The organism is Paenibacillus sp. BSR1-1 (genome assembly GCF_030403775.1).
GTDB lineage: Bacteria > Bacillota > Bacilli > Bacillales > Cytobacillaceae > Neobacillus.
The window spans coordinates 43,601-58,346 of record NZ_JAQMWQ010000014.1; the positions used below are offsets into that span (position 1 = coordinate 43,601).

Annotated in this window: 15 protein-coding genes and 1 other annotated feature (1 of these 16 only partly in view); of the genes, 9 read left to right on the forward strand and 6 right to left on the reverse strand. The window is 39.9% G+C overall.

Annotation, left to right across the window (positions count from 1 at the left end):
- Positions 1-54, forward strand: a binding site (T-box leader); it begins 169 nt to the left of the window's first position.
- Between the two features lie 167 nt (positions 55-221).
- Both leuS and PH210_RS18465 read left to right on the forward strand, forming a co-directional pair.
- The gene (gene leuS, locus PH210_RS18460; RefSeq protein ID WP_289987612.1) at positions 222-2,639 is read left to right on the forward strand and encodes a leucine--tRNA ligase; all 2,418 of its coding nucleotides are present in this window, start codon (positions 222-224) and stop codon (positions 2,637-2,639) included.
- Between the two features lie 56 nt (positions 2,640-2,695).
- A complete protein-coding gene (locus tag PH210_RS18465; protein WP_289987613.1) occupies positions 2,696-3,001 on the forward strand; it encodes a rhodanese-like domain-containing protein in 306 nt (101 codons plus the stop codon).
- A gap of 32 nt (positions 3,002-3,033) precedes the next feature.
- On the opposite strand, the gene PH210_RS18470 is transcribed toward PH210_RS18465, so the two are convergent.
- Genes PH210_RS18470 through PH210_RS18480 form a run of 3 tightly spaced genes read right to left on the reverse strand, consistent with a single transcriptional unit; the run spans position 3,034 to position 4,806 of the window.
- Positions 3,034-3,561: a ferric reductase-like transmembrane domain-containing protein gene (locus tag PH210_RS18470; RefSeq protein ID WP_289987614.1), complete on the reverse strand. Its 528-nt coding sequence runs from the start codon at positions 3,559-3,561 to the stop codon at positions 3,034-3,036.
- On the reverse strand, positions 3,548-4,435 hold the full coding sequence (locus PH210_RS18475; protein ID WP_289987615.1) for an FAD:protein FMN transferase: 888 nt from the start codon (positions 4,433-4,435) through the stop codon (positions 3,548-3,550). Before PH210_RS18475 ends, PH210_RS18470 begins: the two co-directional genes overlap by 14 nt.
- Positions 4,435-4,806, reverse strand: a complete 372-nt coding sequence (locus PH210_RS18480; protein WP_289987616.1) for a hypothetical protein — start codon at positions 4,804-4,806, stop codon at positions 4,435-4,437. Before PH210_RS18480 ends, PH210_RS18475 begins: the two co-directional genes overlap by 1 nt.
- Positions 4,807-4,954: 148 nt before the next feature.
- Between PH210_RS18480 and PH210_RS18485 the strand changes: the two genes are divergently transcribed.
- Entirely contained in the window at positions 4,955-5,140 is a 186-nt protein-coding gene (locus PH210_RS18485; RefSeq protein WP_223595723.1) for a sporulation protein Cse60, read from the forward strand.
- Positions 5,141-5,149: 9 nt separating this feature from the next.
- Here the strand turns inward: PH210_RS18485 and PH210_RS18490 are convergent, their stop codons facing one another.
- Positions 5,150-6,418: a BaiN/RdsA family NAD(P)/FAD-dependent oxidoreductase gene (locus PH210_RS18490; protein WP_289987622.1), complete on the reverse strand. Its 1,269-nt coding sequence runs from the start codon at positions 6,416-6,418 to the stop codon at positions 5,150-5,152.
- 359 nt (positions 6,419-6,777) lie between these two features.
- Between PH210_RS18490 and PH210_RS18495 the strand changes: the two genes are divergently transcribed.
- Positions 6,778-8,415, forward strand: a complete 1,638-nt coding sequence (locus PH210_RS18495) for a putative polysaccharide biosynthesis protein (protein WP_289987623.1) — start codon at positions 6,778-6,780, stop codon at positions 8,413-8,415.
- Complete coding sequence (locus PH210_RS18500; RefSeq protein ID WP_289987624.1) at positions 8,405-9,124, forward strand: pseudouridine synthase; 720 nt, start codon at positions 8,405-8,407, stop codon at positions 9,122-9,124. Before PH210_RS18495 ends, PH210_RS18500 begins: the two co-directional genes overlap by 11 nt.
- A 27-nt stretch (positions 9,125-9,151) precedes the next feature.
- On the opposite strand, the gene PH210_RS18505 is transcribed toward PH210_RS18500, so the two are convergent.
- Positions 9,152-10,420 (reverse strand): TolB family protein, encoded by a 1,269-nt coding sequence (locus tag PH210_RS18505; protein WP_289987626.1) that lies wholly within the window; start codon positions 10,418-10,420, stop codon positions 9,152-9,154.
- Between the two features lie 165 nt (positions 10,421-10,585).
- Here PH210_RS18505 and speD point away from each other — a divergent pair, with 165 nt between their 5' ends.
- The 4 genes from speD to PH210_RS18525 all read left to right on the forward strand — a co-directional run bounded on the left by speD (position 10,586) and on the right by PH210_RS18525 (position 12,564).
- Entirely contained in the window at positions 10,586-11,398 is an 813-nt protein-coding gene (gene speD, locus PH210_RS18510; protein WP_289987627.1) for an adenosylmethionine decarboxylase, read from the forward strand.
- A 126-nt stretch (positions 11,399-11,524) separates the two neighbouring features.
- On the forward strand, positions 11,525-11,950 hold the full coding sequence (locus PH210_RS18515) for an SRPBCC family protein (RefSeq protein ID WP_289987628.1): 426 nt from the start codon (positions 11,525-11,527) through the stop codon (positions 11,948-11,950).
- Entirely contained in the window at positions 11,951-12,298 is a 348-nt protein-coding gene (locus tag PH210_RS18520) for an ArsR/SmtB family transcription factor (protein WP_289987629.1), read from the forward strand.
- A gap of 26 nt (positions 12,299-12,324) precedes the next feature.
- Positions 12,325-12,564, forward strand: coding sequence for a hypothetical protein (locus PH210_RS18525; RefSeq protein WP_223595710.1), 240 nt, complete (start codon positions 12,325-12,327; stop codon positions 12,562-12,564).
- A 70-nt stretch (positions 12,565-12,634) separates the two neighbouring features.
- Here PH210_RS18525 and PH210_RS18530 read toward each other — a convergent pair whose 3' ends face one another.
- Positions 12,635-14,635: a YhgE/Pip domain-containing protein gene (locus PH210_RS18530; RefSeq protein ID WP_289987630.1), complete on the reverse strand. Its 2,001-nt coding sequence runs from the start codon at positions 14,633-14,635 to the stop codon at positions 12,635-12,637.
- Positions 14,636-14,746 lie beyond the last annotated feature (111 nt).

Below are 14,746 nucleotides of genomic sequence, written 5' to 3' on the forward strand. Positions count from 1 at the left end.
ACTAATGTGGGTGGTACCGCGGGAAGATACATATACAATCCTCTCGTCCCTTTTTGGGATGAGGGGTTTTTTATTTTTTTTATCCAGCTACAGCGCCTAGCCCCTCTTTGGTCTAAGCCAATCCGTCGAGAAGGTTAAAAAGCAACCTTCCCGCCGGCTCGTCTTATGCTTGTCGGGGCTGACCAAGACGCTTCCGCTTTTACTTTAAGGAGGAACAGACAATGAGTTTCGATCATCAGCAAATCGAAAAGAAGTGGCAGAAGAAATGGGAAGAAGAAAAGACTTTTAAAACAAGTGAAGAATATGATAAGCGGAAATTTTACGCATTAGATATGTTTCCATATCCATCAGGAGCTGGCCTTCATGTGGGGCATCCAGAAGGCTATACAGCAACCGACATTCTGTCACGAATGAAACGGATGCAAGGTTACAACGTTCTACACCCAATGGGCTGGGATGCATTCGGACTTCCGGCAGAGCAATATGCCCTTGATACTGGAAACGACCCGGCGGAATTTACCGAGCAAAATATCAATACTTTCCGCAGACAAATTAAAGCATTAGGTTTCTCATACGATTGGGATCGTGAAGTAAATACAACTGATCCTGAATATTATAAGTGGACTCAATGGATTTTCTTAAAGCTTTGGGAAAAGGGACTTGCTTACATCGATGAAGTGGCGGTGAACTGGTGCCCGGCATTAGGTACCGTACTTGCCAATGAAGAAGTCATCGATGGTAAAAGTGAACGCGGCGGACACCCTGTTGAACGTCGTCCGATGAAGCAGTGGATGCTTAAAATTACAGCATACGGCGACCGCTTACTTGAGGACCTTGAAGAGCTTGATTGGCCTGAAAGCTTAAAAGAAATGCAACGGAACTGGATCGGTCGCTCTGAAGGTGCGGAAGTAACCTTTGCCATCGATGGCCATGAGGAAACCTTCACTGTGTTTACAACTCGTCCGGATACGCTTTTTGGCGCTACCTATGCGGTGCTTGCTCCTGAGCATACTTTTGTAGATAAAATTACAACCTCTGAGCAGCGCTCAGCAGTTGACGCCTACTTAGATAAGGTAAAGTTAAAAAGCGACCTTGAGCGTACAGACCTTGCGAAAGAGAAAACAGGTGTATTTACGGGTGCTTACGCTATTAATCCAGCAAATGGCGAAAAAATGCCAATCTGGATTGCTGATTATGTATTAGTCAGCTACGGAACAGGTGCCATTATGGCGGTACCAGCACACGATGAGCGCGACTATGAATTTGCTAAAGAATTTGGGCTGCCAATTAAAGCGGTTGTAGCAGGCGGAGATATTGAAAAAGAAGCCTATACCGGCGATGGTGAACACATCAACTCTGACTTCTTAAATGGTTTAAATAAAGAAGAAGCGATTTCTAAAATGATTGCCTGGTTAGAAGAAAAAGGTATCGGTACGAAAAAGGTAACGTACCGCCTGCGCGATTGGTTATTTAGCCGTCAGCGCTACTGGGGCGAGCCGATTCCAATTATTCATTGGGAAGATGGCACAATGACAGCCGTACCAGAAGACCAGCTTCCATTGATGTTACCAAAAACGAAGGATATCAAACCATCAGGAACAGGTGAATCACCACTTGCCAATATTGCTGAATGGGTAAATGTCGTCGATCCAGAAACTGGCAAAAAAGGCCGCCGCGAAACCAATACAATGCCACAATGGGCTGGCAGCTGCTGGTACTATTTACGTTATATTGATCCAAAAAATAGTGAGGCTCTAGCTTCACCAGAAAAACTAAATCATTGGCTGCCGGTTGATATTTACATTGGCGGAGCTGAACATGCCGTTCTTCACTTGTTATATGCCCGCTTCTGGCATAAATTCTTGTATGATATCGGTGTAGTTCCTACAAAAGAGCCATTCCAAAAGTTATTCAACCAAGGAATGATCTTAGGCGAAGGCAATGAAAAAATGAGTAAATCAAAAGGAAATGTTGTTAATCCGGATGATATCATCGATAGTCATGGTGCAGATACACTTCGCTTATATGAAATGTTTATGGGACCGCTTGATGCATCGATTGCTTGGTCGACAAACGGCTTGGACGGTTCCCGACGCTTCCTAGATCGAATCTGGCGATTATTCGTAGAGGAAAATGGGGAGTTAAGTCCAAAAATCCAGCAGGATATAGAAGCATCGAATTTAGAAAAGGTCTACCATCAAACAGTGAAAAAGGTTACCGAAGATTATGAAGGATTAAGATTTAATACCGCCATTTCACAAATGATGGTATTCATCAATGAAGCCTATAAATCAACAGTTCTACCTAAAAATTACGTTGAAGGATTCGTCAAAATGCTTGCACCGGTTAGTCCGCATATTGCTGAAGAGCTATGGGAAAAACTAGGCCGCAGCGACTCGATTTCCTACGAAGCTTGGCCAGCATATGATGAAGCTAAGCTAGTGGATGAGGAAGTTGAAATTGTCATCCAAGTCAACGGTAAGGTGAAAACAAAGCTTATGGTTCCAACTGATGCAAGTAAAGAGGCATTAGAAGGGATTGCCATGGATGATGACCGAGTTAAGGAACAAATCGAAGGAAAAACAGTTCGTAAAGTTATTACGGTTCCGGGCAAACTAGTTAATATCGTAGCAAACTAATACTGTTAAGCATCCTCCTTCTTTAGGGGGGATGTTTTTCTGAAAGGATGAGTGGGATGGAAGAAATTCAAACAATTACACCTGAGGAATTACAAAAGAAACTAGAAGCTGGGGAAAAACTAGAGCTTGTCGATGTAAGAGAAGATGAAGAGGTTGCTTCTGGAATGATTCCAGGTGCAAAGCATATTCGCATGGGAGACATACCTGCCAACCTCGATTATTTTGACAAGGATAAAGAATATATTTTTATCTGCCGCTCAAGCGGCCGCAGCGGGAATGTTTGCCATTATCTGCAAGACCAAGGCTACAAAGTCCGCAATATGGTTGGCGGAATGCTGAACTGGACAGGTGACACAAAATAACCGATTCCATTTGGAATCGGTTTTTATTTGCTTTATGGAGATACCTCAAGTTTTGGTTTACTCTTTTGCACCATGAAAACTATAAGTATAGTAGGAATAATATTAACAGCTGCAATCACGACTGCCTGAAAATCCGTTCCAATAAAAAGGCCATGAATCGTAACGAATAAATATAGAATCGGATTAAGGGCATGTAATTTCCGCCATTTCTGATAGCCAATTTTTTTCCTCATTTTTGAGGTGACAATCGTCATGATTAAGAAATATAAAGAGAAAGCCCCCAAGGCCATTGGCAGCGGCTTATAGTCAGTATTAAAAGGAATCAATACTTCAATCCAATTAAAAGATATATAAGTATCAATCAACAAGAAACCAACATGGCCCAGGGTAAGAAACAGCGCCCAATTCGCAAGTGATTCATGCAAAACCAACGGAAGAGATACTTTATGTTTGCGCTTTTTTAGAACTTGAGTGTAAAGTCCAATGAGTACCGATAAGTATAATAATAGGTAGGCTACTGTACCCGTCGCTCTAATTATATACCATTCAAACATTTCCATTCTGTACGCCTCCTTCCCAAATCTCTCCGTCTTTATTAATCAAAACGGCTAAGCACCCTTTTTTTATTAACCATTCTTTTCCTTTTTCTTCACCTAATAATAGGGCTGTTTTGGCCCAAACATCAGCTTCCAGGGCAGTTGGAGCCGTAACTGTTGCCGAAACAATTCTACTTTCAGATGGTTTTCCGGTACGGGAATCTATTAAATGATGTGCCTGTTTACCATTTAGGTTCCACTTTCTTTTCATGGAAGTAGATGTTGCCAGCGCCCCATCTTTTACCTGGATCGAAGAAATGATTTTTGTATTTTCAAATGGATTTTCAATTCCAATGTTCAATTGCCTTTGCAGGGAGCCAAAAATGCGAATATCCCCGCCAACATTGATAAACCCAAAGCCCATATTTTCTAAAAGCTTTGATGCCTTGTCAATAACCCATCCCTTGGCAATCCCTCCAAGGTCGATTTTGGTATGAAGAATAACCGACTGCAAATTTTCATTTAAAGTAAAAGGGTTTATAGCAGCAATCGTTGAGGGGGAAGCTATTTCTAGCTTTTGCCCTCTAATGGATTCAATAGATTTAGAATAGCCGATGCTTTCAAGTGCTGTTAAAACACCTGGATTAAAAATTCCATCCGTTTCTTTATAAAAGCTCTCTGCCATTGTCAATATTGAAAACATGTCGGCCGAAATAACAGCCTCTTTTTCAAGCTGCTGGTTAAGGAGCGAAAGTTCACTATCCTCTTTGAAACGGCTGCAGGTATCCTCTACATCTTCAAACAATTTATAAACCTGCATCAAATCATTCGCAAACAGCTCGCGGCTAACTGAAATCTTTACGATTGTACTCATAGAGTTAAATTGATATTTATACATTAGGTTCCACCCGTTGTTGTATCAAACCCGCCATGATGTCCAAAACCATGACCGCCTTCATTTGAAAATTGATCTTGCCCGCTGCTATTGCCAACTTGATTATTGCTGTCAAAATTATCAGCAGTCCCTTGATCGTTTTGATTAAATTGACTATCTCCTCCCCACGAACTGCCTTGTTCTGGTTGCTGCCTGAAATTAGAACTGTCCTGATTCTGCTGATTAGAATTATTGTTAGAGGGCTGCCCTTGATTGATTGCAACTTTATTATTAGTGTTAAATCCATTGGATAATCCAAGATAAGAAACCATGCCAGCGACTAATGCCAGGCTGCCAAAGCTGACTCCCCAAGAGATTTTTTGTTTTTTATCCATTGCTAAAGCTCCTTTCAAACTTGAAAATGTCTTTCTAGAAAATAATTTACAAGCTCAAACTTAAAATAAACTTAACTTTTTTAAGAGATTAATTTTTAAAATTCAGAAAAATGGTGATAATGGTAGAAAAAAAGAAAGGGAGAGTACCATGATACAGGTCAAATTGTTTGATCGCGAGCATGAAAAGGATTTAGAAAAGGAAATGAATCATTTTTTACGAGGGTTGGATGAAAAGAGTCTATTAGATATTAAATATAATGTGGCAGCGATGACAGAAGAAGAAGAGGAAGAACAAATTTATTGTTTTTCAGCGATGATTATATATAAGGCCTGATTATTAATATCAGGCCTTTTTGGCATCAATAGCAGCGTTGGTTCCAGCCAATCTTCCCGTTACAAGAGCAGAGGTGATATTATATCCGCCAGTGTAACCATGAATATCTAGTATTTCACCGCAAAAATAAAGGCCGCTCGTGAATTTTGAGCCCATTGTCTGCGGTTCGATTTCTTTTACGGAAACCCCGCCGCCAGTTACGAAAGCTTTTTCCAAAGGAAGGGTTCCATTAACTTTAATCATAAAATGCTTACAGCTTTTTGCAAAACTGCGGAATTTTTCATTGGAAATCGTGCCGCCTTGCTCTGTGGCCTCAATTCCATTGTGCTCTAATAGAAAAAGGAGATATCGTTCTGGAAGCAGTCCTTTCAAAGTGTTCTTGATACTTTTCTTAGGTTCCGTTTTTACAAGCTTCACAATTTCTTGAAATAGTTCCTCTTCTTTTTTATCTGGAAGAGCGTCAAGGCTCATCGTTACTTCTTTCAGATTCCACTTTTTCAATGCTTTTACAACGAACTGACTGCAGCGGAGTACCGCTGGACCACTGATTCCAAAATGGGTAAAAATCATATCCATCCGGTGAGAAATGAGCGGCTTCCCTTTTGGATTTAACACACTTAGGTCAATATCTCTTAAAGAAAGACCTTGGAGGGAATTATCTCGAATAAATGGTTCACTTGACGTGACCGGAACCTCCGTTGGAAACAGTTCTGTAACCGTATGTCCTGCTTTTTCCGCCCAGGCATAGCCATCTCCAGTTGATCCTGTATGGGGAACAGACTTGCCTCCAACGGCAATGACAATGGATTTTGCCCCGATTTTTTGCCCGTCCCTTAACATTACTCCTGAAACATGACCATTTTCATACAAAACATCTGCTACAGGGCTATTTTTAAATACCTTCACCCGCAGCTTTTCCAATTGAGTTAATAAAGCATCAACGACAGACTGTGCTTTATCAGATATGGGGAACATCCGCCCATGATCTTCTTCCTTTAATGCGATTCCTAATCCCTCAAAGAACTTAATAATATCTTCATTGTTGAAAATAGAGAAAGCACTATACAAAAACTTGCCGTTACCAGGCAAGTGCTTAATGATTTCTTCTACGGGCAGGCGATTGGTTACATTACAACGTCCGCCGCCGGAAATCGCCAGCTTTCTTCCAAGCTTGTCCCCTTTATCAATTAACAGCACCTTAGCCCCTTTTTCGCCCGCAGCAATGGCTGCCATTAAACCTGAAGGGCCGCCGCCAATGACTATGACATCAAATTCCATAATTGCACCAACTTTAAATAGATTCACCTCATTATAAACATTTCATGGTGAAAATAAACGATTTTTCGCAAATTTAACTTGGTTGTTAGTAGCATCAGAGGGAAAAGAGTTGTAAACTACTAATAGTGTGCAAAAAAAGTCGAATTTTTTATGGATGGCTATTTTCGCAAAGATTGTTGTTTTTCGTATAAGTTCATCAACACGATCTTAGATTCTTCGTGGCATCTTTTCGTAAGAACATTTGCGAAAATTGCCTAGAGACTTTGTAAAGCCCCTTAATAAGTACCAACAAAAACAAAGTTTACGAAAAAAGCCTTTGTGAAAGTGCGCACGTATTTCTTCGGGTAGGAAGGGATTCTATGCAATCTAAGCTTTTAAGAGGAACATTTATTTTAACATTTGGAACAATACTATCGAAAATTCTTGGATTAATTTACGTTATTCCATTCTTTCAAATAGTCGGTCGGTCAGGGACGACCCTTTATCAATTTTCCTATGTTCCATACACCATTTTTATAAGTGTCGCAACCGCAGGCGTCCCGCTTGCTGTCTCAAAGTTTATTTCAAAATACAATGCCCTTGAGGAATATGGAGTCGGCCGGAAATTATTCAAATCAGGGCTAATGGTTATGTTATTAACCGGTTTTTTTGCATTCCTAGTCATGTATTTTGCATCACCGACATTAGCTGAAATGAGCATTAGCGGCGATAAAAAGGCGAATTTATCAGAGGTTACAACCGTCATGCGTGCAGTGAGTTTTGCCTTAATCGTTGTCCCGTTTATGAGTTTAATCCGCGGCTATTTTCAAGGTCATCAATCGATGGGGCCATCTGCTCTTTCACAAGTAGTAGAGCAAATTGTCCGAATTGCATTTACTCTGCTGGGCGCATATGTTGTATTGCATATGTTTAATGGAAAAATGGTAACGGCTGTTAGTGTAGCTACGTTTGCTGCGTTTATTGGGGCAATCGGAGGACTGCTCGTTTTATTTTGGTATTGGTACAAAAGAAAGCCTTATTTAGACGAGTTACTTCAACATGATAAAGGAACCATGGATATTTCCCTTAAAGAAATATATAAAGAAATCTTTATCTCGGCTTTTCCATTTGTATTGGTGGGGATTGCCAATCCATTATTTCAAGCCATTGACCAATTCACCTTTAGTAAGGCAATGGCCGAATTAGGGAAGGCGCCAAAATTAGCGGAATCCTTTTTCTCTATTTTGAATTTTGAATCACATAAAATCGTCATCATACCTGTCTCACTTGCGACTGCCTTTTCGTTAACACTTGTACCTAGTATAACAAAGGCTTTCATTGAAGGAGATAGAAACAGTCTAAACCGGCAGCTTGACCAAACCTTTCAGGTTCTATTATTTTTAACTTTACCTGCGGCCATTGGGTTATCGTTATTAGCAGAACCGGTATACACGGCATTTTATCAGCATGATTTGCTTGGGGCAGGAGTATTAAGGGTTTATGCTCCAGTGGCTATTCTCTTTTCCCTTTATTCTGTTACAGCCGCAATTCTACAGGGAATTAATGAGCAGCGCTATACTATTTTAAGCCTGCTGGTTGGCTTATTAATAAAATTAACCTTAAATATTCCTTTGATTAAAATGATGGAAACAAAAGGGGCCGTCTTAGCGACAACCTTAGGTTATACCGCAGCGATTATCATTAATTTAATCGTTATTAAATTGTTCGCCCGCTATCCATTCCGACTTGTATGGAGGAGAAGCTTGTTAATTATTTTCTTTGCGGTAATGATGTGGGCAGGGACAGAAATCGTATATAAATTATTATTACTATTCCTTTCACCAGCCTCGAAAGTACAATCTGTTTTGATTATCCTAATCAGTGCTGGTGTTGGAGCCGGAATCTATTTTTACCTGGGGCTAAAATCAGGTCTTGCGAGACTCCTATTCGGTGATAGGATAGATCGATTAATGACAAAATTAAAAATACCAGGAAGGAGGGGAACTCTTGAGAATTGATAAAATGCTGGCCAATCTCGGCTACGGGAGCCGGAAAGAAGTCAAACAGCTGTTAAAAAGCGGTGCCGTTAAGGTGGACGATGCGATTGTGAAGGATGCTAAACAGCATGTTGACCCAAACACACAAACAGTCATGTTAAACGGTGAAGTCATTGAATATAAAGAGTTTATTTATTTAATGATGAACAAGCCTCCGGGAGTTTTATCGGCAACGGAGGATAATCAAGGTGAAACAGTTATCGATTTATTGGAGCTTGAAGATCAAGTCTATGAGCCATTTCCGGTAGGCAGGCTGGATAAGGATACAGAGGGATTACTGATAATCACAAATGACGGGCAATTGGCGCATCGATTGCTTTCTCCTAAAAAGCATGTTCCCAAAACCTATTTTGCTGTCATTGACAGGGAAGTAACGGAGGAAGACGTGGAGGCATTTGCCAAAGGAGTCACATTGGATGACGGTTATGAAACAAAACCAGGTGAATTGAAAATCTTAAAATCGGGGATTCGTTCGGATATTGAGTTGACCATCACCGAAGGAAAATTCCATCAGGTAAAAAGAATGTTCCAAGCGGTCGGAAAAAGAGTAGTCTACTTGCAAAGGATTTCAATGGGTCCGCTTGCGTTGGATGAAACACTTGAGCTTGGCGAATACAGGGAATTAACGGATGAAGAAGTGGAATTATTAAAAGACTATCAAGTAAAGTGAAAAAGCAGCCAATTGGCTGCTTTTTCGTTATTTCTTTTCTGCAAAAAAATCATACGTCTGAATATTTTTAATCCATAATTTTTCATTTTGTCCATTGGAATCGGAAATCCATAAATCCTGCTTATGAAAGTCGGCGATATCCCTTTTTCGCAGCCAGGTTAATTTGTTGGCGGCGGGAATGAATTGAGGCTGATAATCACCGAAATCTTTAGGCGGGTGTGTAATTTGGGATTGAGTTTGTTCTTTTATTTTGATCATAAATAGAGAAGGATCTGGTCGATTCTTTGCCTCATTGGACCAATCCGTTTCCTTAACCCTTGAAACATAAATTGAATTGTCATCCATCCATGTAAAGCCCATCTCTGCGAAATGGGCTGGTGTAAGGGTTGCCGATTTAAAGACAGGCATTTCGGTAATTTTCATATCCTTATTCTTAAAGCCTAAGACAATTCTTCCGCCGCCGGCAATATATCCCAATAGATTTTGGGAGTATGCCCATTTGGGAGAATTCCCCTCATTTATAGTTTCATCTAATACCGCAAAATTTTGCCCGTCAGCACCAATGACACAAACCATATTGCTGTCCATAGCCCATGAGGCAGTTGGGGGACTAACAATAAAGGAAACCCAGCTGCCATCAGAGGAAAAATGAAAATCCCAGGCATAAGACGCTACCATGTTGACATTTCCTTTTTTTAGTTCATTGGGAATGGTAAATAACTGCTTCACGTTTTTTGTAAAGCTTGTCATTTTGGCTAAATCCTTTTCAAGTCCAATTTTAAAAAGAATGGGATTTGTCCATCCATCCGGCCTTAAGGAAGCACTTGAGGCTGTAATGAAGGATTTTCCATCCGGATACCAATTATAATCCCCAACACCTAAAGCAATGTTATAAAAATGTTCAAGGTTCGAGACGTTTAAAACCCATCCGCTTTTGAAGGCAATAATATTTTCAACGGGAGACCACTTTGGATTAGTCCCGTCACTTGTGATTCTAATATGCTTTTTCGTGTCGACATTATAAATCCATATTTCAGAACGCGAGTCCGCGTTAGGGTTTGGCTTTTTCCTAGGCTCAATTTGATACAAAATCCATTTCCCATCATGGGACCATTGCGGCTGATAGGAATGCTCGGAGGGCTCTTTTGTGATTCTTGTTTCCTTCCCATTCATTTTAAGCCATACAAATCCTTCTCTATAGAAGGCAACTTTGACTTTGTTTTCAATTGGTGCAGCATGTGCCATATTGGGAACGAGTAAAAACAACACAATTAAAATCCAAAAATACTTTTTCATTCTTTCACCTCATCTTCAATTATTTTCCACATGAATTGAAGAATTATGAGGGGAATTAGTATCTTTTACCATGCAATATTAGTTTTCCATAAAAAAAGGAACTATGGGTAAATTAATAATATTTACTTGCGATAATTACCTTTTTATCTTAGGGGGACAGCGTTCATGAAACTGACACATGAGCAGGCAATTGAATTACACGGCTTTAATAACCTTACTAAATCTCTTAGTTTTAATATGTATGATATTTGCTTTACGAGAACCCGGGAAGAGCGTGAGGCTTATCTAAAGTACATTGATGAGCAATATAGTGCGGATAGATTGCAAAATATATTGAAACATGTTTCCGATATTATTGGGGCACATGTTTTAAATGTTGCCAGCCAGGATTTTGAGCCGGCAGGTGCAAGCGTCACCTTGCTTGTATCTGAAGGACCTGTTGCAGCAAACGCCCCAGAAGAAGCATTCGAGGAATCTCCTGGTCCTTTGCCGGAATCTGTCGTGATGCAATTAGATAAGAGTCATATTACGGTTCATACATACCCTGAATTTCATCCTGATGAAGGAATAAGTACATTTAGGGCCGATATTGATGTTTCAACCTGCGGCGAAATATCCCCGCTTAAGGCACTGCATTATCTGATTCGCTCGTTTGAAACTGACGTTATGACGATCGATTACCGAGTACGCGGCTTTACAAGGGACAAAACGGGACACAAGCTATTTATCGATCATGAAATCAGCTCAATCCAAAATTACATACCTGATGATGTAGGTGAATTGTTCGATATGATTGATGTTAATGTCTATCAGGAAAATATTTTTCATACGAAATGCAAACTGCGTGAATTTGATTTAAATAATTATTTATTTGGGTATACGAAGGATAAATTAACTCCGGATGAACACATTGAAATTACAGAAAGATTAAAGCTGGAAATGGACGAGATCTTTTACGGAAAAAATATTGTGCAATAGAGCTCAATTCCAGAGCTCTTTTTTAAATAATGCTTGACGTGAAACCAAATGGTGTTATATTATCTTAATGTGAAACCAAATGGTTTCGTATTTGGGTTGTTTAAGAAATTTGAGGAGGATATACAAGTGGGAAATGATACACAACAAACCTTAGAGGATATTAAGTATACGTTGATTTATAATGCTCCCATTAATAAGGTTTGGGATGCCGTGGCTACCTCAGAAGGACTTACAGCATGGTTCATGCCCAATGATATGAAACCTGTAGAAGGTCATGAATTTCATATAAATGCTGGTCAGTTCGGAATGTCACCTTGTAAAGTCACAGAAGTCGATCCACCTAACCGTCTTTCTTTCAATTGGGGAAAAGATTGGACTTTAACTTTCGAATTAAAAGAACTTGACGGAAAAACAGAGTTTACCTTAATCCATGGCGGCTGGGATATTAATAAAGCAACCGAATTTGGTGCACCGCATGCTCCAATTCGCGAAAACATGAACCAAGGCTGGGCAGGACTTGTTAAAAAATTGCAAGGATATGTTGAGGCGTAAATGGGTGCTTCTTCAGCAAAGCATGATGTCTTTCAAGCCATTGCTGATCCGACCCGCCGGAGCTTATTAAAACTTTTAAGCAATCAAGAATTGCCTGTTACCGTTATCAGTGAACATTATCCAATTAGCCGGACAGCTGTTTCTAAGCACCTTAGGGTTCTAGCCGATGCGGGACTGGTTAAAGAACGGAAAGTCGGCAGGGAAACAAGGTACAAGCTAGAACCTGAGCCACTATTTGAACTAAAAGATTGGCTTCAATATTTTGAACTATTTTGGGAAAATAAGCTTACAGCACTTAGATTATTTGTTGAAGCGGATTCCGATATCGAGAATCAAAAGAAAAAGTAAAATCATTTTATTTAGGAGGCAAAAAAATGGACAAGCAAGGACAAGAAATGTTTTTAAATTTTATTTTACAAAGAGTGCAAGAGGGCAAAGAGGATGAAGCAAAAGCAGTACTTACAGAAAACTTCAGGAAACAAAATGAAGGCACTTTTTCACAAGATGATATTCAACAGTTTATCCCGAAGATGATTAGCCTATTGAAACCAGAAAAATTAGAGGAAGTACAAGCAGTAGTAAAGCAATTTTCTGGGGATTTTGGCAATAAGTAAGGCTGCCAATTATAGTAAGCCGTGCGATTTCTGTTTGAAATCGCACGGCTTTTTATTTGTTTTGATATTTTTAATGTGCGGCATCGACCGAAGATTTTGAATGCTGCACATGGCTTGTTATCCAAGTAACTCCGCCAGCAATAACTAAATAAAAGATTAAGATCATAATTTGGTGCCCGAGCTGCAACCAATCCCCTAATGTAATAACATCCTGGAATCCCCGTAAAGAGTGTGCCATAGGCAGTACACTTCCTATTGTACTAAGAACTGGGTTGCCCAACTCACCAGGGAAGGTACCGCCGCAGGTGGCCAACTGAAGCACTAAAAATGTGACAGCAAGGAACTTTCCTGCTATTCCGAATAACGTCACCAGCATTAATATAAAGGTCATGAATGTAAAGGAAACAATAATACTTGATAATATAAACATCGGGATGCTGGCTACATGTACTTTGAATCCAAACAAAATAACCAAATCAACAATAATGGCTTGAACTAGCCCAATAGAGTACTTAAGGACAAGTTTATTGATAAAGTGCACAGTTCCATTAACCTTTAGGTCCTGCCTTCGTCCTAATGGCAGAATATTGGCGGCCATGATTCCGCCGACATAAAAGGCAAGCGAAAGAAAATAAGGAGTAATCCCTATACCATAGTTTGGAACATTGGATAATTTTGATTCTACTAATTTAACAGGCTCTGAGAACATCGATGTTAATTGGTCATTACTGTGCACATTGGATGTTTTTTGGGCTGCATCATTTAATTTGGTCGATAATTCATTCGAACCAGCTGTTAATTGGCCGAGGCCGTTAAGCAATTGATTGGAACCATCACCTAACCGAGAACCGCCATTTGCTAGATCAGCAATCCCGTGATTTAAGGTTGAGAAGCCTTTCTCCCATTGAGCAAATCCGCTTGAAAATTGAACAGTTCCATCGGAAATTTGTTTGGCACCATTAGAAGCTTCCTGCATTTTTGAAGCAAATTGCTTCATTCCAGCATTAAGCTTGGATGCTCCCAGGGCAATTTCTTCAGCACCTGCCGCAAGCTGAGTTTGTCCAGTGTTAAGTGAGTCTGATTCTTGGGCTAAACTGTTTGCCGTTCCGATGATTTTCTGTAAATCTGGGTCATCTTTTGCTTCAGGATGATTTTGCATGTATTCCTCAAGCATTGTTTTAAGGCTATAGGCTTTACTTTTCGCTTGTGTTAGTCCTTGAGCCTGCTTCCTACTTCCATCAGACCAGCTATTTGTACCATCAAGTAAATGTGCCGAACCTGCTTCTAAGGAGGCATGTCCATCTGTTAGCTTCGTTAATCCGATGGATAATTGTTGGGTACTGTCCTGAATTCTTTCTAATCCTTGCGCTAATTTCTGCTGGCCGCTGGATAGTTTACTGCTTCCTTCCTTTAGTTGCAGAGAGCCATCATATAAACGCTCAATTCCATCCGATAATTTAAACATTCCATTTTTGGCATCACTGGTACCTTGATATAATGCAGTAGCCCCTTCACCGGCAGAACGTAATCCTCGTGCTACCTCTTGGAATTTAGCAAACACGCCATCTGCATAGGATTTTGTGATACTGGCCGCAATTTTTGTTTTCATTTTTTCAGTTGCGGTCGTGCTAATTTGTGAGGCAACAAAGTTTTTACCAGGATTCGTTTTATACATTAGTTTGGCAGGCTTAGGATGTTCATCCATCAAGGTACTTACATTTTGTGAAAAATCCTTCGGAATCGTCAGGACCATGTAGTAATCTCCGTCTTTAAGTCCTTGATTTGCCTTCTTTTCTGATACAAACTGGAAGTTCAAATCCTTGTTTTCTTTTAGATTTTTCACAAATTCTTCTCCCGCGTCAATGGGGCGGCTATCCATCATACCCCCTTTATCTAAATTCACTACAGCTACTGGAAGCTGGTCTAATCGGCCATATGGATTCCAATATCCAGCGATAAAAAAGCCGGAATAAATTAATGGCACAATGAGAAGAAAAATTAACGCGATTCTGCCATGCTTATGATGCCACATCGCTTTTAAGTCTCTGAATACTAAATTTATCCCCTTCATATATCCTCCTATTATCGTAAATTTTTTAGCATAACCAATATGATATATACTTTTTGATATAATGTATAATATATAATTATCTATAAATTAATAGCTTTTAATCTATGGTAG